Source organism: Bacillus sp. FSL K6-0994, assembly GCF_038630815.1.
GTDB classification, from domain to species: domain Bacteria; phylum Bacillota; class Bacilli; order Bacillales; family Bacillaceae; genus Bacillus; species Bacillus safensis.
On sequence record NZ_CP152043.1, the window covers coordinates 2,274,500 to 2,296,059 of the forward strand.

The window sequence follows — 21,560 nt, forward strand, 5'->3', positions numbered from 1 at the left end:
ATGAAATTCGTTTATTTCCCATTCACCCAATCATAAAGAGAACGGGCTGCATGTGTCATGCCATCAGACAGGGCTTTTCCTGCCTTGGAAAAGGCATTAAAGCCCTCTATTTCCTCCAGCTGTTTTTGTTTTTCGGCAAGATCCTTTTCTGTAACAGCCGTTCCTAAGATAGAAGCTTCCTTCTCTTCATTGTCGTTCATTTGAATGGAGAAAGCTCCTTTTAATTGCGGATCATGGTAGCCCTTCATTTGCAGCATGCCATTATTCGCTTGCTGCATTCCTAAAAAGACACCAAACAGCAAGACCAATCCTAAAATAATGGTTTTTCCAATAAATGAGCCCATCCCCGTCACCACCTTAAGAGCGTTTTTTCTCATCCTTTGCTTTGCCGTCAACCTTTTCCGCGTCCCAGAAAATATCGCTGAATACATCAGCTGCCGCATTGGATGCATTTCTCAATTCTTCCATATTATTATCTACTCCACCAAATTCTAAAAGAAGGGCTTTGTCGGATAAATCTTGATTATAGATTCCATTATCGCCAATTTCTCCTTTGGCAAACACACCGACACTAAGACCTTTATATTTTTTCTCCATCAAATGGTGGAACTCTGTCGCAAGCTTTAAGTTTTTCTCATAGCTTTGATTCTTCTTCCCAACAACAAACGCAATTCTCGCATATTTCTTCCCTTTGATTTCGACAGTCGTATCTTTCTTTCTTCTTGAGTCCCGGTGAATATCAATTAAATAATCGAGGTCATCATTTTTCGCTAAGGCTTCTTTCACGACCAATCTTGATTCATTATAAGACTGCGGATACTTTAATCCTTTTTTTAACAGTCTTTTTTCAATTTCCGTTTTGTCGACTGTATTGCCGATTCCTTGCTGATCAAGCGCCTTTCCAAACATGTCGCCGACAAGGGTGACATTCACTTTTGAGTGCCGTGCATTATTTGGATTCGTTTCTCCTTTTAAAAATGGTAAATATGATTCCGTATTATGTGTGTGATAAATGTACACAGCTTTTCGTTTTCCTGTTGACCGGTCCGGTTCTTTGGCAGGCTTTTTCGGCGTATCATCATCGAGCTTGTCCAGCTCAGCCAAATTTGCTTCTTTTTCATCTTGGATTACTTCACTAGGCGGCGGTGATTCCATTGGCATATTGGTATAATCTGTTCCTTCACCCGCTAAGATGATTTTTGTATCAAAATGTTCAAATCCTGGGAGCTCTCTTCCTAGGAAACTGCGCGGGTCTTCTAAATTAATACTGGTTGCAAGCTTCAGTGACAGCCCAGAGAAATGAAATCCTTTTTGAGCTTCTGGAACTGCTGAGGCGAAATATTGGTTTTCCATGCCCATTAATGTGGCAAAAAATGCGCCAGAGAGCTCATCTGCTACACCATATAACGAGGCTTGCGGCCTCAGCTCGGGTTTTAAAGAGGTCAAAGCCCCTGATATCACAAACACCACAACAAGAGAGGCAATAAATAAGAAGATGCTTTTTACTACTTTCGTTCCATTAATCGCAACGACCAACTGTCGAGGACGGCGGGGTCTTTTTTTCATGATTTACTCCCTCCAGCACGCTTTCTAGTAATTACACTATGAGCGAGCTAGAGAAAGTAGAACCGATTAATGATTATATGAACCCATGTTATCTTGAGTGATTTTTTGATGAAGCGCTGTGTTTAATCCGTTGGCAAGTACGTTTGCCATATCATCAATGAATGTATCGACTTCCTTAGGCGTGACCATTAAATTTTGCCCCAGGGGCGCAAGCACTTCGTGGATCAGCTGCCTTTTTTCTTCTTCAGGAAGGGTTCCTACGATGCCTAAGAATGACTGACGCGTTTCTTCATCTGGCAAGTCTTCTTCGTTAAGTACTTTTTTCTTCCCGAATGTCAAACCAGCCGGCACAAGAGAGCGGGATGGTCTATCATCTTTTAGTTCTCTACCAAAATGCTTTAAGACATAATCAATTGTGTCACTAGCAATCGTTACTGCATCCACCACTGTCGGAACGCCAATCGCAATCACTGGAATGCCCAATGTTTCTTTGCTTAATTCTTTTCGCTTATTCCCTACACCAGAACCGGGATGGATACCTGTATCAGAAATTTGAATGGTTGTATTCACTCGTTCCACCGCACGAGCAGCAAGGGCATCGACCGCGATGACAAAATCAGGCTTAGACCGCTCAATCACACCTTGGATAATGTCACTTGTTTCAATACCGGTCAGTCCCATCACCCCTGGAGACAAAGAGGAAACCGGGCGATAGCCTTCCTGAACATTTTCCGGCTGCAATTCAAAGAGATGGCGGGTTACAAGCAGGTTTTCAACTGTGAGAGGACCTAGTGCATCTGGCGTAACATTCCAGTTTCCCAGCCCTACTACAAGGCAGCTTGCATCAGCCTGAATGCCTCGGTCTTTTAAAAACTGAGCAAAATGATGGGCAAAGACTTCGACGACTTTTTCTTGCATCTCAGAGTCTTTCTCTCGAATACCTTGCGCCTCAAACGTCAAGTATGTCCCTGCCTTTTTGCCGGTCAGCGCCTCCCCTTCTTTCGTGATTTCTACAGTGCGTATGCGGATGCCCTGCTCATCTTTTTCCTTTTCGACAATCCCTTGGATCCCGTCCTTTTTGACGACATTCGGATTGTTCTCTTGTTCTAGTATCTCTTTTGTTTCAACAGCGAGGTCTGTCCGGATTTGATAAACGCTTAAATCAAGTTTCTGTTTCTCCATAAATAGACTCCTTCCACCAAGTAATTAACAGTAGTCTTTCCATCTCTTGAAAGAAACATTCGAGTACGTCATCAATGAAAAATACTTTACATTTATATTGCATTCTAAAGGTGTGTTTGATAGAATACAATTTGTTCTATTGTGAAGATTTAACCTTAAGACAATTGTGTTTAGGTTGTATCTTAGGAGGTGAAACACATGCCAAATATTAAATCAGCGATCAAACGTACAAAAACGAATAACGAACGCCGTGCACATAACGTAACAATCAAGTCTGCGATGCGTACTGCGATTAAACAAGTTGAAGTTTCTGTAGCTAACAACGATGCTGAGCAAGCAAAAGCTGCTCTTGCTTCTGCTGCAAAACGCATTGACAAAGCCGTTAAAACTGGTCTTGTACACAAAAACGCAGCTGCGCGTTACAAATCAAGACTTGCTAAACAAGTAAACGGACTTTCTGCATAATGCTTGCAACGCCTCAGTGATGAGGCACCTGTTTAACTGTACGTCCGTCCTGACCGGCCGAGCCTTAAGGACAGACTGGCAATTATACATCTAAACAAAAACGACCCTCTTTTTAGAAGGTCGTTTTTTTATGTTCAAGCGCCTAACAAACGAAGCAGGAACAATTCTAACAGCAGCTGCTTGTCCTTTTTACCGGTTTTCATTTCATAATCAATCGTTGAAAGCTCTTTGACGATCTGCTTGAGCTCTTCTTCTGAAAACAGTCGTGCCTGATCCATCGCAAGTTTGACCCGAAACGGATGGACTTTTAGATTTGAAGCAATTTGTTTTTGTCCATAGCCTTGCTGAGCGAAGTACTTCGTCTGCAAAATCAATCGAAATTGAGTTGAAATGAGTGCTAATATTTTAATGGGTTCCTCATTTTGCTTCAGCAGGTCATAAAACATCTGCATGGCCTCAGAGCGGCGCCTGTTTACGATTTGATTAATCAGCTCGAAAATATTTTGCTCTAAGCTTCTTGCAACGAGCTGATTGACATCTGCTAACTCAATTTCTTCCCGCTCTCCAATATATGTACTTAGCTTCCGAACCTCTTGGAATAGAGAGGAGAGACTTCCGCCGCATAGCATCACAAGCTGCTCAGCCGCTTCAGATGTAATCGTCTTTCCTTCTGTCTTCACCAGTGTGATGGTGAAATCAGTTGTTTCTTTTGGGTTTAACTCTTTCGCCTCAACGACAGCAGCTTTCTTTTTTAGCAATTTGGTGATTTTTTTACGCTCATCCAGCTTTTCATATGGTGCCAATAACACGAGAATGGTATAGGGCGCTGGCTTTTCTAAATAAGCTTCTAATACAGAAAGCTCATGCTCAATCTTTTCCTTTTTCTTTTCAGCAGTAAGAAAATAAGGATTCTTGATCACGACGAGACGTCTTTCTCCCATAAACGGAAATGTTTCTGCATCCCTCACAGCCTGTTCAAGCGGCACTTCTTCCATATCGAAGACGGAGTAATTAAAATCCTTCGTTTCTTCCTCTACTACAGCTTGTCTCAATTTAGCAGCGGTTTCTTGCAGTAAATATGTTTCTTTCCCATATAAGCAATAAACGGGATGGATATCCCCTCGTTTTAAATTGTTCCATACATCAAAGACCATCAATTGACTCCCTCTCTTTCACTTCCACCTCTATCCTAAAGTGTGTGAAGACATTAGTAAAGAGGAAGCTGAAAGTGCCGCCTCCTCATTTATAGTAAACGTCCGGCGCAAGCTCCCGGGTCAGCCTGCTGTCAGACGATATTCATAAAATGATCATAAAATGGAAAACGGTTACTTTACCTTCTAGCAATTCCAAATGAGTTCAAGTATACTAAAATTAGCCAGGAGGGATGAAAATGAATGAATTTGAAAAAAATGTTCAAAGCAAGCGGAATGATGTGACCGACTCAGCCGTTGGTTTTATCGTCACATTCGGATTTTTCGCCTCAATGTTTATTTTGGCAACCATTATACACCTCGTTGGATCTTAACTTCATGAAGGTTACATGAACTGCCGTTTCGGCAGTTTTTTTATTGATTTTGTAAGATATCATATGGAGGATGAGTGTAAAACGTTCCTTGCTCATCGAGAAATTCATACGTCACGCTCCCGTCGGTATCTGTACGATACACCTTCATTTGCTGGTCCTTTAATTTTTTCAAAACTTCCTGATGTGGATGCTGATAACGATTGCGTTCACCTGCTGAAATGAGTGCATGTGAGGCCTTGAGATGCTGAAGCCACTCTTCGCTTGTTGACCCTTTACTCCCGTGATGTCCAACCTTTAAGATATCTGCCCGCAGATGAGGAAAGGCTTCTATCATGTCTCGCTCCCCTTCTTGTTCAAGATCTCCAGTGAGCAGAAACCGCTTCCCGCCTAGAGTAAATGTCAAAACGAGTGAATCATTATTCTTAGTTGTAACCCGATCACGCGATGGATGAAGGACCTGAAATATTTGCTCTCCAATCTGAAGCTGATCTCCTCTCTCTAATTCATCAATCATGATCCCTTGATCAGCTGCTTCTTTTAACAGCTCCGCATCCTCTGGACTCCGTGCAAAGCCTTTTGGAATAGCCAGCCGCTTTACTTTATTTCGTTTGATTAAACGAGCTGCTTCTCCCATATGGTCTTGATCCGCATGTGTAAGAATAAGAACATCAAGTTTTGCTATTCCTTTAGAATGCAGAAACGGGATCAGCGTTTGATCACCGATCGTAGACACCTTACGTCTTTTTTTCCACGGTTCTTCTTCAAAAGAAAGTCTGCCTCCTGTATCCACAAGCAGGTGCCCCTTTCGATAGGGCAGCTGAATAAACAAACTATCCCCCTGTCCTACATCCAGCATTGTCACTTCCCCTTTTTCGAGAAAATTCGGGGTGAAATAGTGTGCACTCAAGACACCAATAAGAAAAAGGATCGGCAGTGCATAGGATTTCACAGAAGTTTTGCTCTCCATCACAAATAACAGAACAATTAAGGCGCTCACCTCAAGCAGAATATGCCACCAAGCAGACTTCATAAAAATCAAGTTGAATTCATCAAAAACAGCCATATAGGCTGACAATTGATGACTAAGCTGAATCACCGAATCAAGCAGCTGAAACAATGTTTGTCCAAGCGGAAGATAAATGATAGTGAGAATAAAAAAGAGTAAGGACAGCGGCATAACGACCGTCGTATATAAAGGAACAAATATCATGTTCAAAGGTACGCTCAGTAAAGAGAATTGATGAAAATGATATAAAAGAACAGGAAGTGAAGCAAGCTGTGCAATAAAGGAAATCAGGAATAATTGCATGACTGAACTTTTTGCTTTTGATAAAATCCTAGTCGATAACAAAATAAAAAACGTGACCGCGAATGAAAGCTGAAATCCGATATCAAATAAATAAAGAGGATGAACCGCTAATAAGAGTAAAAACGTTGCACTTAATACCACAGCAGAAGGCTGTTTCATTTCTTTTGGCAGACTAGTCATCACTAAATAGATTCCTGCCATGAGGCAAGCTCTTAAAACAGATGGTGCAGCACCTGTCAAACAAGCATAAATTGGAAGAAAACATAATAGAAGAATACGTGCTGTCTCTCTTGTCACGCCTGCACGAAGGAGACACCAAAATAAACATGCAAGAAGCGTTTGCACATGCAATCCTGAGATCGCTAGTAAATGAATAATGCCGAGCATTTGATAATCTCTTAATGTGTCAGGTTCTATCAACTCACGATCGCCAAAAATTAGTGCCTGTACAATGCCAACAGAGTGTTTAGGCACATGATCTTCTAAAAATTTCAAACCCTTTTGCCTTATCACTTGAAGAAAATAGGAAGACCCGTCTTTTTTTGTACAGTTTTTGATCGACTGTGGCAGAAAAATGGCGTCAATGCCTTTTGATTTTAAAAATTGATCGTATTGAAACCCGTTAGGAATGGTTGCGTGCTTTGCTGGACGAACATCACCTGTCATGTGACAGCTCATACCAGGTTCTACCTCTTTTAATGCCTCTTTTTCATGCTCTGTTTGAATTGTATAAAAAGTGGCTAGTTGTTCATGGTCTGTTGAAACAGTCGCTGAAAAACGATTGCCATCTGTTTTCGGAATACTTTCAATCACAACGGAACCAGATAGGAATTTTTCTAGTACGGGTTGATCCGTTTCAAGAGACTCATGAATCATAAAAATGAGTATATAGACAGCCCCGCATAGGCTGACCATTAAAAAGAGCTGAGGCATTTTTTTCAGTAGGCTGAGAAGTAATATGATGAGAAGAAAGAGAAGGAAATACATATGAAGATGATATGCAGCCAGAGCAATTCCAACAGCTGCTGAAATTGCCCCAAACGGCAAATATTTAAACATAGGAAGTAAATAATTGATTCGCCTTCTCATGCATATCGCGAATTTCTGTTTCGCTAAGTCCTGATTCACTCAGCTTCCCAATTAAATCTGCAACAAAGGCCAATTTTTCTTGATTTTTTAAGTCGATGATCATTTCATCTAATTCAACTTGCTCTGTTTGAACACCCGCCTGCTCGAATAAATCAATCGCATATGGATGATTTTTATAATCCTTTGCATAGTACACTGTTCGTATGCCCGCTTGAATGATGGCTTTACAGCACTGTAAACAAGGAAAATGTGTGACATATATTTCAGCATCAGCTGTAGGTGCACCAAATTTGGCACATTGTAAAATAGCATTCATTTCCGCATGGATGGTGCGAACACAGTGATGATCAATGACATAGCACCCTACATCCGCACAATGAACATCACCGGCAATGGAGCCATTATACCCCCCTGCAATGATGCGCTTGTCCCTTACGATGGTCGCCCCAACAGCTAACCGCTCACAGGTGCTTCGTAAAGCAAGCAAATGGCTTTGTGCCATAAAATATTGATTCCATGAAATTCTTTCCACGAGCTGATCCCTCCAGAATGATGGTTGATATTAAGTGTACATGCCTTTCTTCTCTAACGTCAATTCTACTTCACGGTCAATTGACTTTTCAGCCGTTCAATCGTCTTTTCCCCAAAACCTGAAATGTTCCGCAAGTCTTCAATTTGTTGAAATTCTCCGTGTTCCTCTCTATACATTATTATAGCTTCGGCTTTAGCTGGTCCTATGCCGTTAATGGTTTGCAATTCGGCTGCATCGGCCTGATTGACATTCACACCTTCACTCTTTTCAACGCCCGTTGATGCGTCAGCTGATGCTGTTTGCGCCTCTCTTTCCGCTTCCCCCTGCTTCCGAACATAAATCATCATACTATCCTCTAATTTAGCTGCTTGGTTGATTTCAATCGAGTCTGCTTTGCTGGTAAAGCCTCCTGCCCTTTGAATCGCTTCCTCTACCCGAGCATCAGATTGAAACGTATAAACACCTGGCTTCCTTACAGCTCCTTTGACCTCTACAAAAATCGTCGATGGCTCTTTTTCTGTCTTTTCTTGTTTGTCTTCTAATGTGACTTGTATGTCTTTATTTTCCTTCAATACACTTGGCTCTCTGTTGCCCTCTCCTTTTCCAGTGAAAAAGAAGAAACTGAAGATGATCACGACTATGAGTCCAGCGGCGATATAAAGACTGTATTTTTTTAATGAAATGAGTCGTTTCACTTACTCACGCTTCTTTCAATCATATTTTTCTACTGCTCAACATACTGTTTAGAAGATAACAGATCCAATGCGTCTAAGGAGGGAGAACGTTTGAATATAGGGTTAATCGGTACAGGAAACATGGGTACCATACTTACTGAGGCATTTATTGAATCAAAGGCAGTCAATCCCTCATCGATTACTATTACAAACCGAACCATTGAAAAAGCGTTCAATATAAAAAAGAACCATCCAGAGCTTGAAGTAACGAAACAGCTTTCAGGGGCTGTCACGAATAAAGATTTCATTTTTGTTTGTGTCAAACCACTTGATATTTATCCACTGTTAAAAGAGCTGAGCCCTCTTTTAACGGAGCAGCAAACCATTGTCATCATTACAAGTCCGGTTCATCCTGAACAGCTTCAGGATATCGTTCCTTGTCAAACAGCCAGGCTGATTCCAAGCATTACAAACCGCGCTTTATCAGGCGCATCACTTTTAACTTTTGGTTCATCATGCAATGCCGCGACGAAAACTGCGTTAAGACAGTTAGCTTCGTGCATTTCAACACCTATCGAGATCCATCATTCGATTACAAGAGCGGCTTCCGATATTGTCAGCTGCGGACCTGCTTTTATCAGTTTTCTCGTTCAGAAAATGATTGAAGCGGCCGTAGAAGAAACGGATATTTCCAAAGAAGAAGCCACCACCTTATCAGAGGATATGCTTGTTGGACTTGGCCGATTGATTGAAAAAAGAGTCTATACCCTTCCGACACTGCAAGACAAAGTATGTGTGAAAGGCGGCGTCACTGGTGAAGGCATTAAAGCACTTGAAGCAGGGGTGCAAGATATGTTTCACCGTCTCTTTCAAAACACCCATGAAAAATTCGATGAAGATCTAGAGGCGGTTGCGCATCAATATCCGCCAAGCGTGTTCACTGATGATCGCAGAAATTAATCATCTTTGCAACAAGCGAAAAAAGGGTTTTAAAAAACCATCGTTCTATTAAACGATGGTTTTTGGTTTCTTAGCTGAGATGAAATACCTTTCGGCGAATTCACCGGGGGCTTCATTTGTAAAATCAGCAGTCACTTCTATTTGTTCAAAGCCAGCTGACTCAAGGAACGCTGCATATGTTTCAAATGGAAATGTGCGCTGTTCATGTGTCTCATCATAACGCTGATACATGTCTCCGTCTTTTACAAAAAAGCTTAAATCATGAATGACCGAATACATGTCATCCCCTTTATCACTCTGCCAAATATAGCTGATCTCTTCATCTTGATCTGCATAAGTCGAACCCGGGAATACCTCTTCCATTTTATAAGGCGTATGAACATCAAAAAGTAAAACCCCATCTGCCTCTAAAAGCTGAAACATGTTTTTAAAGGTTTTTTTGACGTCATTTTCGTTTTTTAAGTAATTCAAGGAATCACAGCAAATAACAGCTGCCTGGAAGGCTTGCTCAAAGCCCGTAACCTCTCTCATATCTTGATGTAAAAATTGAATCGACTGCTTTTTCGCCTGCGCTTTTTGCTGCGCGAAGGCCAGCATTTCTTCACTGAGGTCAATTCCTGTGACCTTGTGGCCCTTTTCAGCTAACCGAAGAGAAATCTCTCCAGTTCCACAGCCTACATCGATGATGGCAGCATTCGGCTTCATATACTGCTGGATCCACTGAACCCATTCATCATAAGGTGCATGTGTCATGAGCTCGTCATACACACCTGCAAACCCTTGATAAATCATGAGTTAATGCCAAGTGAAAGCGTTTCTCTCGGCGCATCTCCCCATAGCTTTTCTAGATTGTAGTATCCTCTTTCTTCTTTGTGGAACACATGGGCAATGACATCACCTAGGTCAATCAATACCCATCTTGCTTCATCAAAGCCTTCCATCTTCTTCACTTCGATTCCGCTTTCCTCTGCAAAATGTTTTACTTCTCTTGCAATGGCTTGCACTTGTTTATCAGAATTCCCGTGACAAATGAGAAAATAATCTGCAACAAGTGAGATTCCTTGCATATTAAGGGCAATAATATCCTCAGCCCGTTTATCATCGCATGCTCCTGCTGCGACGTTTAAAATTGATGATGAATCCATCCAAATTCCTCCTTAGTTGTTCTTATGCACAAGCGAGTTGTAAGTAGCAAGCGTATCTGGAAAGACTGGCTGATTCTTTTTCATTAGAAAACTGATGGTGTTTTTTAATGATTGGATCAGTGCACGATCTAGATCATGTTCTGCTAATTCCCTTACTTCTTCGACACCAGGGAAATGACGTCCTGGTTCAATATAATCTGCGACATAAATGACTTTTTCAAGTAAGGTCATGTCTGGTCTGCCGGAAGTATGAAATTCAATAGCTGTTAACACATCTTGATCATCAATTCCAGCTTCTTTTTTGACCAAATAGGCACCAACCGGGGCGTGCCAAAGCTCGGGCGAATATTCAAGCAATAAAGGGTTCATCTGTTCTTTTTGGATAATCCCCTTCATTTCTTCTTTTGGTCTAAATTTCGCATAATCATGAAAAATAGCGGCGATCTCTGCTTTTTTCACATCTGCACCGAACCGTTCCGCTAATGAAATGGCTGTCTCCATGACTCCGAGTGTATGTGTATATCTATGCTCTGTTAACTGCTCTTTGACACAGTTCAATGCTTCTTCACGATTCATATAAATGATGCTCCTTTATATAACGCTCAACAGCTTTCGGAATCAAATAATCGACAGGGTTCCCCTGCTCTATTCGCTGCCTAATCAATGTCGATGATACATCAAAAGCTGGAACATCTGCAAATAAAACAGGATATCCCGTACTTCCAACGTAACCCGGCCTTTTCATCCCAATAAAGGTGATCATTTGAAGCAAATCATCGATCCGATGCCATTTTGGCAAATACTCGACCATGTCCGCTCCTATCATAAAAAAAAACTGATCTTCTGGATGACGCTTCTTTAACAGATCGACTGTATCTACCGTATAAGACGGACCCTCCCGCTCCATTTCAATGAGCTCGAGCCGAAAATATGGATTTGACTGAATCGCCGCCTCCACCATTTTTATCCGGTGATGACTATCTGCTCGTTTCCGTCCAGTTTTATGAGGAGGCATATGGTTTGGGATAAACCAAATTTCATCAAGCCCCACTTGAATCCGCACCTCACTTGCCATCAGCAAATGCCCGTTATGGGGAGGATCAAACGTACCGCCGAACAACCCTATTTTTTTCATATCGCATCCACCTTTACGGCAGCTTAATTTGTTTATTTTCCTTAGATTCTTTGTAAAGGACAATCACATTTCCGATCGTTTGAACGAGTTCAGCCTTTGCACCTTTTACAAGTGCTTTCGCAACTTCCGTTTTGTCCTCGTCGCAATTTTGCAATACGCTGACCTTTAACAGTTCTCTTGCTTCAAGCGCCTCGGAAATTTGCTTGACCATATTGTCATTCACCCCGCCTTTTCCAACTTGAAAAATAGGTGATAAATGATGTGCTTGTGCACGTAAAAAACGTTTTTGCTTACCTTTTAACATGGTGTTCCTCCTAATTTCTCTATAACAATTGACTTCATTTTTCCGGCGTCAGGTGTAATGCCTGTCCACAGTTCAAAGGCTCTTACTGCTTGTCCAACAAACATGCCAACCCCATCCACTGTTTTCAAGCCTAAACCTGCTGCTTCACTGAGCAGTTTTGTTTCTATTGGATTATACACAATATCACAAACGACCGCTGTTTTTTTTGCGTTCGCTAAAGAAATCGGGGTTTCTTCAACATTCGGATACATGCCGATCGAGGTCGTATGGATGATGACATCATATTCCCCAAGCCGCTCTTCCGCTGCATTTAATGTGATTGCTTGAGATGTGATTTTCCCCTCTGCACTTTCAATTAAAGCTTCAGCTTTTTCAATGGTGCGGTTCGTAATATCAAAGCTCTTCGGTGCATACTGAGCAATTGTCGTATAAATCGCTCTTGCCGCTCCGCCAGCACCAATCAAGAGAAATGACAGCTCTGATAGCGGCTGATCCAAGGCTTCAAGCAATGAATGAAGAAAGCCTTCTCCATCTGTATTGTACCCAACGAGCTGACCCCCTTCGAGCCTCACCGTATTGACGGCACCGAGGCGTTCAGCTGTCACATCAATTTTGTCGAGGTACTGCATGATTTCTACCTTGTGAGGAACAGTGACGTTAATGCCGCTGATTCCTAACGCTTTCATGCCGCTAATCGCATCTTTCAGGTCATCACTTTCTACTTGAAAGCCATGATAATGTCCATCAATTCCAGCGTCCTTTAGTGCTGCATTATGAATATCCGGAGACATTGAGTGGCCAACAGGGTTACCGATTACTCCGTATAAAGGTTTCAAGGTCTCTCCCCCTTTGAACATTTAAATTAACGAACGTCTCATAAACACATGAACGCCTTTTGGCGCATAAACTTTGATTTGCTTGCCCGCATCATTTGCAGTAACCCAGCCTAAACCTGAAAAGACGATGTCCATTTTTGGCTGATCAATGGTAAAGGTATGCGGAACGAGCGGCGGGAAATCTTCCATTCCCTCTTTTGATGGCGGTGACAAGAGTTCCCCTGCATGTTTTTCATATAAATCATCTGCGTTCTCCAGCTTTGTCCGGTGAATGTTCAGCTCATTTGGCATATAGCAGACAAATGATGTTCTGCCGCCTTTTACGTAATCAAATCGAGCCAGTCCGCCAAAATAAAGCGTTTGTGCTTCATTTAATTGGAACGTTCTCGGTTTCAATTCTTTTTTCGGCGTTAAAATCTTCAAGTCATTTTTGCTGACATAGTGCGCCATTTGATGGCGGTTGATGATGCCCGGCGTATCAAATAAAGCAGACCCGTCATCAAGCGGAATTTCAATCGCATCAAGTGTAGTACCTGGATATTGGGATGTAGTAATAACGTTCTCTTCGCCAGATACTTCTTTGATGATTCGATTGATAAATGTTGATTTTCCAACATTCGTACAGCCGACAACATAGACATTTCTTCCCTCGCGGTAATGATCGATCGCTTCCATCACCTCAGGCACACCCTGGCCTCTGCTTGCACTGATTAAGAAAACATCGATAGGATTTAATCCGTTTTCCTTTGCTTCCCGTTTCATCCAATGAATCAGACGATCTTTTTTCACGGATTTCGGTAAAATATCCACTTTGTTGCCGACAAGTAAAATCGGATTACCGCCGACAATACGGTTCAGCCCATTGATCCAGCTTCCGTTAAAGTCAAAAATATCAACGACCTTCACAATGAGAGAATCTGTCTCTCCAATGCTGTGCAATATATTTAAAAAGTCGTCTTCTGTTAAAGAAACATCTTGAATCTCATTGTAGTTCTTTAACCTAAAACAGCGCTGACAGATCACATCTTCTTTCAATAGAGATGCTGCCGGCGCATATCCTAATTGATCTTTATCTTCCGTCTGAATGGCTACACCGCAGCCAATACAAACAACCTTTTCCATTATTACTCTTCCTCCCACTGAATGTGGCCCTTACGCTTTAAGGCTCCTAAAATTCTGCGTTCAATCTGCCTGTTAAACTTTGTGAAAAATCCGTCCGAGGCAGCAACAGGAACGACCAAAATCGTATGGAAGCCATGGCGATTCCCGCCAAGAACATCTGTCATGAGCTGATCTCCAATGACAACCACATCTTCTTTTTTCAACTGCATATCAGCGACTGCCTTATTAAAGGCTCTTCCCATAGGCTTTCTCGCTTTATAAATAAACGGAATATGAACCGGTTCAGAAAAAAGCTTGACCCTTTTTTCATTATTGTTCGATACAATCGTCACTTGTATCCCGTGATCTTTCATTTCTTGAAACCATTCAATTAAGCGCGGTGTCGCACTTGGACGGTCCCATTCTACTAGTGTGTTATCTAGATCGGTAATAATTCCTTTTACATTTCGTTCTTTTAATTTTTGCGGTGAAATGTGGAAAATACTTTTCACAAATTCATCCGGTAAGAAATACTTCTTTAGCACAATTTGCACCCTTTCTTCCATTGGTTTTCAGCGATTGTGTCGAATCAAATCACAATTTGTCTGTCTATCGAATACAATGAAAAAGTTTTCGACATATGATGAGGACCTTCAACAGGTGTGGATAATTTTACACACATTATCCACCTATATTCCATCACGCTTTCATTCAATTATAAACACTCTACCCACAAGTTATCCACTTAACCATGTGGATAACAGAACGATTGTTCTTGTTTCCCATTCATGGTAGATTAAAGGTACTTCAAAGACAGTCGATCAACCTATGATGATATGTCTTTTCCTCAAATTTTATGCCAACTTTTTCAGGGGAGGTGTTTTTCCCATCATATGGGTTTCTAGTATGAAAAAGCTGTCAGATGATTTACTTATAGAATCGTATTATAAAGCAAATGAAATGAACTTAAATCGCGACTTCATTGAATTAATTGAGACAGAAATGAAAAGACGTTCGCTCGGGCATATGCTCTCTGTTTCCTCTTAATTCCATATCACAGGAACCATGCCTCCCGAGCACTCTCCTTTTTTAAACTCAGGTGACTGATATTATATCACTTGCGCTATAGGCTTACTACTATTTTCCGTAAAAAACACCCCTTCTGATGAAAGAAGAGGTGTCTTAATTGCAAGGCTGTTCATTCCAAAACCATAACCCTCCGCCTACGACTAAAATGACCACAAGGAACACAACAAGAAAAGCGTAACCGATTCCTGCTCCTTGTGCTGGATAAGGCGAACACGCAGGGTAAGGATAAGGACATCCCCACATATCAGTTACCTCCTTCTAGGAAGATATACTGTTAGACTATGCTGGATGGATGGTCTTGTTTAGGCAGATGGCCATCATTTAAAAATGTTTGATGACATCACGCTCTTTGATTTCGTTATAAATAATTCTCGCCCCTTTTGGTGTCATATGATTGCCAGAAGGGTCGATCAAACCTGACTGAATCAGGGCATGATCACTATCTTCTCCAGCTTCTCGGATGAAAGCTTTCCAGTTGTCGACAAGCGGCACCTGCTCATCATTCGCTACTTCTCTGGTGATATCATTATAAGAGTTTTGCCAGGCTCTTGCCCCGCCTCTCCCGGCAAAATAAGATGACTTATATCTAGAGTAATAATACAAGCCCTTTTTCCCGCCTTCTACAACAGGCACACAGGTCATGAGAATCGGGGTTATGCCTTCTTTTCTACTTTCAGAAACAAAGTAGATTAAATTTTCTTTAAACCGTTTTTTCGTCACTCGGGGATGTTTCCCGTCTAAAATCGCCGCATCATTCGTGCCGAACATGATGAGGACGTAAGTTGGTTTCTGGTTTAAAATATCCTGCTCAAAGCGCAGTTTCGCGTCTTCAGTCGTCTGCCCGCCAATGCCTGCATTCTTCACTTGAATTTGGCCGCGCTCGACGTTTTTCATGAGATTCACCCATTTTTCAGATGTTGGATAATCTCGAAAGTCCCAGTTTGATCCTCTTGTATTGCTGTCACCAAATGCAATGACGCTTTCTTGTACTGGCTTAGAGCATCCAGCAGCAACACATAATAGGATGAAAAGGAAAACATATTTCTTCACAACATTCACCTCCAAAAGCCCTCTTCATATAGTAAACGACAAGACTTTTGGTTTCAATGAATGAATGTTTTTGACGAATGCTGCCTATTGCATCTGAACAGGCATATATGCTTTGTCGTGGTGCAGCAGTTCACTTACTTTTACAAATTCATAGCCCCTCTTCTTCAACTCAGGAATTACTTGTTTCAATGCTTCTACCGTTTGCTTGCGATTTCCCCCGCCATCATGTAAAAGGATAATATCGCCGCCTTGAATATGATCAATGATTCGGCTTGCAATTTTACGTGCGCCTGGTCTTGACCAGTCCTTCGGATCTTGCGTAAAGGACCACATGACCACATCGTACCCTTGCTTTGATAGAATGCGGAATGATTTCATTGTTAAGCGTCCACCAGGAGGGCGAAATAATAAGGGACCGCCAGGCTGGAGTGAAGCGATATGGGCCGCTGATTCTTTTAATTCCCGCTTGATCTCCTTTGACGACAAAAGGTCAAAATACGTATGATTCATCGTATGATTGCCTAGTTCATTCCCCTCGTCCACAATCCGTTCTGCGATCATTGGATATGTATGAATTCGGCTCCCTATCACAAAAAAGCTTGCATTCACTTGATGCTCCTTCAGCACATCCAATATTTGATTTGTATACACTGGATGAGGTCCATCATCAAAGGTGATCGCAATCTTTTTCCGTTCCGCTCTCACATCCCAAAAGGCACGTCCCGTTTTTTCAAGATCGACTCGTTTTAATGTACGTGCCTCTATTTTATTAGGCATAAAAGCACATAGCAGCCATATACACATCAAGATATGCAGCCCTCTCATTCGACCGCCTCCTCCACCGAACATCATTACCGATAAATTGCCCGCTTTCTCATCAATTCATGCTCATATCCGCTTTTTTTTCAAATAAAAAAAGCCGGCCATATTGGCCCGCTCTTTGTTTCACGTTTGGTTTCTCTCTTCAACTGTCGAACGTTGCTTAGAATTCATACAGACACTCTCCTTCTTGGATTTGATTTTGAGCCCATAATAATTTCTGATAATACTGGTTGGACTTCTTGTATTGTTGAGAGGCTTCTAAGGCTGTCGCAATTTCTAGTGAGATATCCTCTATATAAGAGTATAGGCTAAGTTTTTCCAAATAATCAATGGTTTTTTGCAGTTGGTCTTCATTGATTTCCTGAACATATAAAGCATCCAGGTACTCAAACATATGACAGAACAGCTGGTCTTCATGCTTCTTTGCAGCCAATTTCCCATCTTCTAATATGCGCAGGGCATCCGCCTGTTCATTCTGTCTAAAAAGCAGCTTCGCCAGCGTATAGAGCGTATGCGGAAGCGTTGGAAGCAGCTCTTTGCGGGCAAGATCAGCAGATTCCGTTAAATATCGTTCCGCTTCCTCTCTATAGCCAAGCTCACCATAACATTTTCCTAAATTATAGAGCGCTGAACTGTATATGCGCGGGTGATCAATTTGAGATGCGAGCTGTTTTGCCTTTTTTAAATGAGGCAATGCCCGGTCTTTTCGTTTTAAATCTTGATAATTTCCTGAGATGACAAAGAGACATTGAATGATGCGAATGGTATACGCATCATGCTGATCGTATATTTCCAGCGCCTTTAAAATATGGTGCATGGAGACATGTGTTTGTTTCATGATATAGTAGGCTTCTGCCACTTTAAAATGAAACTCTGCCTGCTCAATATCATCAAATACCATGGACAGCTGCTTTTCTGCGACTCGATAATATTTGACGGCTTCTAAATATTCTTTTTGACTAAATTCATGCATGCCACGAAAAAATGCATGGTAATAATGCAGCATATCAGATAACTCATGATTGGAGTTTTCGATTTTATCGACTAGATTAGATACTGAGAAAGGTTGATATTTTGAAGGGTGTATATAGTCAAGCATGATTTGGTGCCGAAAACACATGAGCTGATAATAAATCAGTAAATGCTGGTCCTCTTCCATCTGTTCAATTTCCGCTTCAACTTCCGCTTTCAAGATTTCCGCATCTGGAACACTGAACTGCCGTATCATTCGATACCATTCATTAATTTTCATACCTACATGTGAAGATAGAACCTTCCCCATGTTCCGAAAAAACCCCTTCCTTTTCGGTCTAATATTACATATTTTAGCACGCTTCTTGACCGCCAAGCACCGCAAAGAAACCGCAAACATATGAGGGGAGCTGTAAAAAGAGACGAACATTTTTCGAAAAACATGATTTTTTCATCGTACAGACACAGACAATCCCCCCTTCACATACATTTGAGGATATAGGCAGCGGCCTAAACATGGTGGAGGTGAAAATCGTGGCAGGAGTATTTACAGCGATGGGATTGATGGTCAAAGAATTGGTGTTTTTAGTGTCCTATGTCAAAAACAATGCCTTTCCACAGCCCCTTTCGGGAGATGATGAAAAAAAATACTTAGCCCTCATGGCACAGGGCGATGAACATGCAAGAAACATGCTGATTGAACATAACCTTCGGCTCGTCGCCCATATTGTAAAGAAATTTGAAAATACCGGGGAAGACGCTGAAGACCTCATCTCCATCGGGACGATCGGACTCATTAAAGCCATCGAAAGCTATTCCTCTGGAAAAGGAACAAAGCTGGCAACGTATGCGGCGCGGTGTATTGAAAATGAAATTCTCATGCATTTACGCGCGCTCAAAAAAACGAAAAAAGATGTCTCCTTGCATGATCCCATCGGTCAGGATAAAGAAGGCAACGAAATTTCATTAATCGATGTCTTAAAATCTGAAAATGAAGATGTGATCGATACCATTCAGCTCAACATGGAGCTTGAAAAAGTAAAAGAGTATATCGACATTCTCGACGGCCGAGAAAAAGAAGTCATCGTCGGCAGGTTCGGCCTTGATTTAAAGAAAGAAAAAACGCAGCGGGAAATAGCCAAGGAGCTCGGGATATCGCGGAGCTATGTGTCACGTATTGAGAAGCGCGCGCTGATGAAGATGTTTCATGAGTTTTACCGGGCGGAGAAGGAGAAACGAAAGCGGGAGAAGGGGAAGTGAAAATGGATTTCCCTAACTTCTAACAAAAACAGACCTCGCGAGGTCTGTTTTTGATTTCGGCACTAAGCTACTGTCTCTCTGCATTTCTTTTGATAATAGCTGCCGCCTTAGCCCTCAAGGACAGTGGCAAGGTTTTGGTCATGAACTAAGGCATGAAGGAAATCAATTTATTATGCTCCACTATTTAGAGTACTGCAGGAAATGATGGCAAAGCGATTTGCATATAAGTATTGTATTCTGCATTAATGCTTAAAAAATTTAAATACGAAAAAATAAAATATGATGCTTCGTGTATTCTTGCTAATCAATTTTTTTGAAGAGAAAAAGGCTCTGTTAAAAGTAAATGTTGATATTTGATACCTGTCAGAAAGCTTAGTATAATCAATACAGGAACAAACATTCGGGATATTAGAAGTATGAGGAAGGCGTTTAGTAATTTGTTAAAACACATTGATAAACTACCGCTTACCCAAAAGAACAACTTGCTGCAAGAGACCCTATAAACGTAACAGTTTCCAAGGGTCATGTTATGAAAACAAGGTTGATAGTATGATTGGTTCTAAACTGACACCAGATCATGTACATTGTGTCGTTTAATTCTACAAGAATATCTTTAAGAAATAGCAGTACTTAAAGAAACAATTTAACTTTGGAGTGATCATAATGATTAAGTTTTTTGAGTACAACTGGCAGGTTAGAGACGAATGGGTTAACTGGTGTCATCAACTAACAACAGAAGAGTTGTTACAAGACCGCATAGGTGGAGTGGGGAGTATTTTATACACTCTTTTTCACATTATCGATGTTGAATATAGTTGGCTCCGTGCTATTCAGGGTAAAGAAGACGTGGTATTGAATTTTGATGATTACAAGTCTCTGACGAAGGTAAAAACTCTCTCATCTACTTTACGACATGAAATCGTTGAAATTTTAAAGTTTCATTTAGATGAAAAACAAGATCGAATAGTAACAGTTCCTTGGGATGAAGATGAATACACTAAAAATGAAATATTACATCATATAATTGCCCACGAAATTCACCATATCGGTCAACTTTCTGTTTGGGCAAGAGAAAAAGAATTAACACCTGTATCTGCTAATTTTATCGGTAGAAAGTTAAAATCAGTACATTCTTATGAAAAGTAAGGTCAGTTAAAGATCCATTCATTTATTCCACAATGCCATTTTCTTTTAAAAAGCACTCAAATAATTGCTGACCTTTCTCTTCGATTTGATCATCTTCAATGGGATATTCCCCAATGAATAAGCCTAAATGATTGTATTCCTCATAACTCTTTAAGAGATTCAACCCGTAACTTTTTTGATCAAAAAACAATAACCATTTTCCTGTTTCTAAACTCTTAAAAAACACGCCTTCATAATCACAACCTTGTTCATCATATCCTACATGTAAATGCATACTCTCATCTAAACTATGTATTCTTTCATTTGTACACACTTTCACCTTACTCCCCTAACTTTTCACTTCATGCTGAAACTCAATATTCCTCAACTCGACCCATTCAACAGAGTCAGGTACCTTTTTTGTCATCAAAAAATGTTGAATGATTTGATATGCCTGATTGCGGTCGACATAGCTGCACGATGGCACATACAATGGTGATCCTGCTATGAAATGCTCGATCGTTTCGATCTTTTCTACCTTTTGAAAAGGGACTAAAAAATCTGGATACCTGATGATAAAGAATCCATACGGTTCAGTATAAAAGAAAACTAGACTTTCACTTTCCCAACCATCCTCTACCTCAATGGAAGATTCCCCGTTACCTTGTTTCCAATACTCTTCACCCTCCTGAAAGAAGATTCTTTTCATGAATTCTTGTCCGGGATTTTCTATCGGAGCTTCTGTAGGCCCATAGTATAAAAACATCAATATCGCTCCTTCATGCCTCTATCAATTTGGATTCAACCAATTGTTCTATTTCCCTCAAAATCATAAAAAGCTTGTGTTTGTTGGTTTAACTTTAGCATGTGATATAACTTTAGGTTTAGCTTTTGAAAGGTTTGAGTGCTGACCCATTTTACTTCTTCAATATCCTGATCCGGATCTAGAATGTTCATCTCTCCTCCGGTGATTCCCGCAAAGAACGTAATGATAAGCGCATGATGTTTTTTATCTTGAAAGAACGCTTCTCGAACCGAATGAAGTTCATTTACTTTGACAACATACCCTGTCTCTTCTTTTACTTCACGGATGACAGCCTGCTGCAGGTGTTCACCTTTTTCCACAGCACCGCCCGGAAGTTCCCAATATCCCTTTACATTCTTGACTGTTAATAAATTTCCTTCCTCATCATAAATAATAGCTGAAACCACGTCTACTCGTTTCAAATAAATCCCCCTCAACATTCTCCATTCAATTGCCGAATATATGGCACGAACTGTTCATTTTATACATTCTTATTATACTGTATTAGTAGTCAGCGATTGGGGGCCAGAGCATGTGGATGATCAACATTTTACTTATTGTACTCACAAGATTTACAAGAAATATCGTTTCTCTTTTGAGACAACTCAAAGCGT

At 41.0% G+C, this 21,560-nt stretch carries 28 protein-coding genes; 6 read left to right on the forward strand and 22 right to left on the reverse strand.

The window, feature by feature from the left end; all coding sequences use genetic code 11:
* Window positions 1-11 precede the first annotated feature (11 nt).
* The 3 genes from MHB69_RS11710 to gpr all read right to left on the reverse strand — a co-directional run bounded on the left by MHB69_RS11710 (window position 12) and on the right by gpr (window position 2,748).
* Window positions 12-344: a YqxA family protein gene (locus MHB69_RS11710; RefSeq protein ID WP_024423039.1), complete on the reverse strand. Its 333-nt coding sequence runs from the start codon at window positions 342-344 to the stop codon at window positions 12-14.
* Window positions 345-357: 13 nt separating this feature from the next.
* Window positions 358-1,566, reverse strand: a complete 1,209-nt coding sequence (locus MHB69_RS11715) for a stage II sporulation protein P (RefSeq protein WP_046311822.1) — start codon at window positions 1,564-1,566, stop codon at window positions 358-360.
* A 66-nt stretch (window positions 1,567-1,632) separates the two neighbouring features.
* On the reverse strand, window positions 1,633-2,748 hold the full coding sequence (gpr, locus tag MHB69_RS11720) for a GPR endopeptidase (protein WP_081124592.1): 1,116 nt from the start codon (window positions 2,746-2,748) through the stop codon (window positions 1,633-1,635).
* Window positions 2,749-2,946: 198 nt separating this feature from the next.
* Between gpr and rpsT the strand changes: the two genes are divergently transcribed.
* The gene (rpsT, locus tag MHB69_RS11725; protein WP_024423042.1) at window positions 2,947-3,213 is read left to right on the forward strand and encodes a 30S ribosomal protein S20; all 267 of its coding nucleotides are present in this window, start codon (window positions 2,947-2,949) and stop codon (window positions 3,211-3,213) included.
* A 134-nt stretch (window positions 3,214-3,347) separates the two neighbouring features.
* On the opposite strand, the gene holA is transcribed toward rpsT, so the two are convergent.
* Entirely contained in the window at window positions 3,348-4,367 is a 1,020-nt protein-coding gene (holA, locus tag MHB69_RS11730) for a DNA polymerase III subunit delta (protein ID WP_081124593.1), read from the reverse strand.
* A 236-nt stretch (window positions 4,368-4,603) separates the two neighbouring features.
* On the opposite strand from holA, the gene MHB69_RS11735 reads away from it, so the two are divergent.
* Window positions 4,604-4,738, forward strand: coding sequence for a YqzM family protein (locus MHB69_RS11735; protein ID WP_012010638.1), 135 nt, complete (start codon window positions 4,604-4,606; stop codon window positions 4,736-4,738).
* Between the two features lie 40 nt (window positions 4,739-4,778).
* On the opposite strand, the gene MHB69_RS11740 is transcribed toward MHB69_RS11735, so the two are convergent.
* From MHB69_RS11740 to MHB69_RS11750, 3 genes are all read right to left on the reverse strand, one after another.
* Entirely contained in the window at window positions 4,779-7,106 is a 2,328-nt protein-coding gene (locus tag MHB69_RS11740; RefSeq protein ID WP_342496235.1) for a DNA internalization-related competence protein ComEC/Rec2, read from the reverse strand.
* Window positions 7,099-7,668, reverse strand: coding sequence for a ComE operon protein 2 (locus MHB69_RS11745; protein WP_024423045.1), 570 nt, complete (start codon window positions 7,666-7,668; stop codon window positions 7,099-7,101). The genes MHB69_RS11740 and MHB69_RS11745 overlap by 8 nt, the downstream gene beginning before the upstream one ends.
* 65 nt (window positions 7,669-7,733) lie before the next feature.
* The gene (locus MHB69_RS11750; RefSeq protein WP_046311827.1) at window positions 7,734-8,363 is read right to left on the reverse strand and encodes a helix-hairpin-helix domain-containing protein; all 630 of its coding nucleotides are present in this window, start codon (window positions 8,361-8,363) and stop codon (window positions 7,734-7,736) included.
* Between the two features lie 90 nt (window positions 8,364-8,453).
* Here MHB69_RS11750 and comER point away from each other — a divergent pair, with 90 nt between their 5' ends.
* Entirely contained in the window at window positions 8,454-9,302 is an 849-nt protein-coding gene (gene comER / locus MHB69_RS11755; protein WP_024423047.1) for a late competence protein ComER, read from the forward strand.
* Between the two features lie 48 nt (window positions 9,303-9,350).
* Here the strand turns inward: comER and MHB69_RS11760 are convergent, their stop codons facing one another.
* The 8 genes from MHB69_RS11760 to MHB69_RS11795 are packed head-to-tail and all read right to left on the reverse strand — an operon-like array spanning window position 9,351 to window position 14,368.
* Window positions 9,351-10,094: a class I SAM-dependent methyltransferase gene (locus MHB69_RS11760; RefSeq protein WP_041106941.1), complete on the reverse strand. Its 744-nt coding sequence runs from the start codon at window positions 10,092-10,094 to the stop codon at window positions 9,351-9,353.
* The gene (rsfS, locus tag MHB69_RS11765; RefSeq protein WP_046311830.1) at window positions 10,091-10,447 is read right to left on the reverse strand and encodes a ribosome silencing factor; all 357 of its coding nucleotides are present in this window, start codon (window positions 10,445-10,447) and stop codon (window positions 10,091-10,093) included. Before rsfS ends, MHB69_RS11760 begins: the two co-directional genes overlap by 4 nt.
* Before the next feature lie 12 nt (window positions 10,448-10,459).
* A complete protein-coding gene (gene yqeK / locus MHB69_RS11770; RefSeq protein WP_034280084.1) occupies window positions 10,460-11,023 on the reverse strand; it encodes a bis(5'-nucleosyl)-tetraphosphatase (symmetrical) YqeK in 564 nt (187 codons plus the stop codon).
* On the reverse strand, window positions 11,013-11,582 hold the full coding sequence (locus tag MHB69_RS11775) for a nicotinate-nucleotide adenylyltransferase (protein ID WP_034280081.1): 570 nt from the start codon (window positions 11,580-11,582) through the stop codon (window positions 11,013-11,015). Before MHB69_RS11775 ends, yqeK begins: the two co-directional genes overlap by 11 nt.
* A 13-nt stretch (window positions 11,583-11,595) precedes the next feature.
* Window positions 11,596-11,886, reverse strand: a complete 291-nt coding sequence (gene yhbY / locus MHB69_RS11780; protein ID WP_008342507.1) for a ribosome assembly RNA-binding protein YhbY — start codon at window positions 11,884-11,886, stop codon at window positions 11,596-11,598.
* The gene (aroE, locus tag MHB69_RS11785) at window positions 11,880-12,722 is read right to left on the reverse strand and encodes a shikimate dehydrogenase (protein ID WP_046311834.1); all 843 of its coding nucleotides are present in this window, start codon (window positions 12,720-12,722) and stop codon (window positions 11,880-11,882) included. The genes yhbY and aroE overlap by 7 nt, the downstream gene beginning before the upstream one ends.
* Window positions 12,723-12,743: 21 nt before the next feature.
* Window positions 12,744-13,844 carry a ribosome biogenesis GTPase YqeH gene (gene yqeH / locus MHB69_RS11790; protein ID WP_025092936.1) on the reverse strand — a complete coding sequence of 367 codons (1,101 nt, stop codon included), beginning with the start codon at window positions 13,842-13,844 and terminating at the stop codon, window positions 12,744-12,746.
* A gap of 2 nt (window positions 13,845-13,846) precedes the next feature.
* Window positions 13,847-14,368: a YqeG family HAD IIIA-type phosphatase gene (locus MHB69_RS11795; RefSeq protein WP_008356191.1), complete on the reverse strand. Its 522-nt coding sequence runs from the start codon at window positions 14,366-14,368 to the stop codon at window positions 13,847-13,849.
* A 361-nt stretch (window positions 14,369-14,729) separates the two neighbouring features.
* Between MHB69_RS11795 and MHB69_RS11800 the strand changes: the two genes are divergently transcribed.
* A complete protein-coding gene (locus MHB69_RS11800) occupies window positions 14,730-14,870 on the forward strand; it encodes a sporulation histidine kinase inhibitor Sda (protein ID WP_003217327.1) in 141 nt (46 codons plus the stop codon).
* A 135-nt stretch (window positions 14,871-15,005) separates the two neighbouring features.
* Here the strand turns inward: MHB69_RS11800 and MHB69_RS11805 are convergent, their stop codons facing one another.
* From MHB69_RS11805 to MHB69_RS11820, 4 genes are all read right to left on the reverse strand, one after another.
* Window positions 15,006-15,155, reverse strand: coding sequence for a hypothetical protein (locus MHB69_RS11805; RefSeq protein ID WP_162842499.1), 150 nt, complete (start codon window positions 15,153-15,155; stop codon window positions 15,006-15,008).
* 78 nt (window positions 15,156-15,233) lie between these two features.
* A complete protein-coding gene (locus MHB69_RS11810) occupies window positions 15,234-15,962 on the reverse strand; it encodes a GDSL-type esterase/lipase family protein (RefSeq protein WP_259455941.1) in 729 nt (242 codons plus the stop codon).
* An 84-nt stretch (window positions 15,963-16,046) separates the two neighbouring features.
* Complete coding sequence (locus MHB69_RS11815; RefSeq protein ID WP_144496230.1) at window positions 16,047-16,787, reverse strand: polysaccharide deacetylase family protein; 741 nt, start codon at window positions 16,785-16,787, stop codon at window positions 16,047-16,049.
* A gap of 157 nt (window positions 16,788-16,944) precedes the next feature.
* Complete coding sequence (locus tag MHB69_RS11820) at window positions 16,945-18,066, reverse strand: tetratricopeptide repeat protein (RefSeq protein WP_024427938.1); 1,122 nt, start codon at window positions 18,064-18,066, stop codon at window positions 16,945-16,947.
* A 221-nt stretch (window positions 18,067-18,287) separates the two neighbouring features.
* Here MHB69_RS11820 and sigK point away from each other — a divergent pair, with 221 nt between their 5' ends.
* On the forward strand, window positions 18,288-19,016 hold the full coding sequence (sigK, locus tag MHB69_RS11825) for an RNA polymerase sporulation sigma factor SigK (protein ID WP_034738387.1): 729 nt from the start codon (window positions 18,288-18,290) through the stop codon (window positions 19,014-19,016).
* Between the two features lie 663 nt (window positions 19,017-19,679).
* The gene (locus MHB69_RS11830) at window positions 19,680-20,162 is read left to right on the forward strand and encodes a DinB family protein (RefSeq protein WP_144496231.1); all 483 of its coding nucleotides are present in this window, start codon (window positions 19,680-19,682) and stop codon (window positions 20,160-20,162) included.
* A gap of 22 nt (window positions 20,163-20,184) precedes the next feature.
* Here the strand turns inward: MHB69_RS11830 and MHB69_RS11835 are convergent, their stop codons facing one another.
* Genes MHB69_RS11835 through MHB69_RS11845 form a run of 3 tightly spaced genes read right to left on the reverse strand, consistent with a single transcriptional unit; the run spans window position 20,185 to window position 21,368 of the window.
* Window positions 20,185-20,481 carry a DUF3986 family protein gene (locus MHB69_RS11835; protein WP_342495579.1) on the reverse strand — a complete coding sequence of 99 codons (297 nt, stop codon included), beginning with the start codon at window positions 20,479-20,481 and terminating at the stop codon, window positions 20,185-20,187.
* Between the two features lie 9 nt (window positions 20,482-20,490).
* Window positions 20,491-20,907 carry a hypothetical protein gene (locus tag MHB69_RS11840; RefSeq protein ID WP_254001377.1) on the reverse strand — a complete coding sequence of 139 codons (417 nt, stop codon included), beginning with the start codon at window positions 20,905-20,907 and terminating at the stop codon, window positions 20,491-20,493.
* Between the two features lie 35 nt (window positions 20,908-20,942).
* Window positions 20,943-21,368: an NUDIX hydrolase gene (locus MHB69_RS11845; RefSeq protein WP_342495580.1), complete on the reverse strand. Its 426-nt coding sequence runs from the start codon at window positions 21,366-21,368 to the stop codon at window positions 20,943-20,945.
* Window positions 21,369-21,560 lie beyond the last annotated feature (192 nt).

Excerpts from the sequence above, each read along its gene's own strand:
- MHB69_RS11815 (WP_144496230.1), bottom strand. The coding sequence starts at position 16,787 with ATGAGAGGGCTGCATATCTTGATGTGTATATGGCTGCTATGTGCTTTT.
- MHB69_RS11760 (WP_041106941.1), bottom strand. The coding sequence starts at position 10,094 with ATGATTTATCAAGGGTTTGCAGGTGTGTATGACGAGCTCATGACACAT.
- MHB69_RS11710 (WP_024423039.1), bottom strand. The coding sequence starts at position 344 with ATGGGCTCATTTATTGGAAAAACCATTATTTTAGGATTGGTCTTGCTG.
- rpsT (WP_024423042.1), top strand. The coding sequence starts at position 2,947 with ATGCCAAATATTAAATCAGCGATCAAACGTACAAAAACGAATAACGAA.
- MHB69_RS11775 (WP_034280081.1), bottom strand. The coding sequence starts at position 11,582 with ATGAAAAAAATAGGGTTGTTCGGCGGTACGTTTGATCCTCCCCATAAC.
- MHB69_RS11820 (WP_024427938.1), bottom strand. The coding sequence starts at position 18,066 with ATGGGGAAGGTTCTATCTTCACATGTAGGTATGAAAATTAATGAATGG.
- yqeK (WP_034280084.1), bottom strand. The coding sequence starts at position 11,023 with ATGAATCGTGAAGAAGCATTGAACTGTGTCAAAGAGCAGTTAACAGAG.
- rsfS (WP_046311830.1), bottom strand. The coding sequence starts at position 10,447 with ATGGATTCATCATCAATTTTAAACGTCGCAGCAGGAGCATGCGATGAT.
- gpr (WP_081124592.1), bottom strand. The coding sequence starts at position 2,748 with ATGGAGAAACAGAAACTTGATTTAAGCGTTTATCAAATCCGGACAGAC.
- MHB69_RS11830 (WP_144496231.1), top strand. The coding sequence starts at position 19,680 with ATGATTAAGTTTTTTGAGTACAACTGGCAGGTTAGAGACGAATGGGTT.
- yhbY (WP_008342507.1), bottom strand. The coding sequence starts at position 11,886 with ATGTTAAAAGGTAAGCAAAAACGTTTTTTACGTGCACAAGCACATCAT.
- MHB69_RS11740 (WP_342496235.1), bottom strand. The coding sequence starts at position 7,106 with ATGTTTAAATATTTGCCGTTTGGGGCAATTTCAGCAGCTGTTGGAATT.
- yqeH (WP_025092936.1), bottom strand. The coding sequence starts at position 13,844 with ATGGAAAAGGTTGTTTGTATTGGCTGCGGTGTAGCCATTCAGACGGAA.
- MHB69_RS11715 (WP_046311822.1), bottom strand. The coding sequence starts at position 1,566 with ATGAAAAAAAGACCCCGCCGTCCTCGACAGTTGGTCGTTGCGATTAAT.
- MHB69_RS11840 (WP_254001377.1), bottom strand. The coding sequence starts at position 20,907 with ATGTTTTTATACTATGGGCCTACAGAAGCTCCGATAGAAAATCCCGGA.
- MHB69_RS11735 (WP_012010638.1), top strand. The coding sequence starts at position 4,604 with ATGAATGAATTTGAAAAAAATGTTCAAAGCAAGCGGAATGATGTGACC.
- MHB69_RS11800 (WP_003217327.1), top strand. The coding sequence starts at position 14,730 with ATGAAAAAGCTGTCAGATGATTTACTTATAGAATCGTATTATAAAGCA.
- MHB69_RS11805 (WP_162842499.1), bottom strand. The coding sequence starts at position 15,155 with ATGTGGGGATGTCCTTATCCTTACCCTGCGTGTTCGCCTTATCCAGCA.
- holA (WP_081124593.1), bottom strand. The coding sequence starts at position 4,367 with ATGGTCTTTGATGTATGGAACAATTTAAAACGAGGGGATATCCATCCC.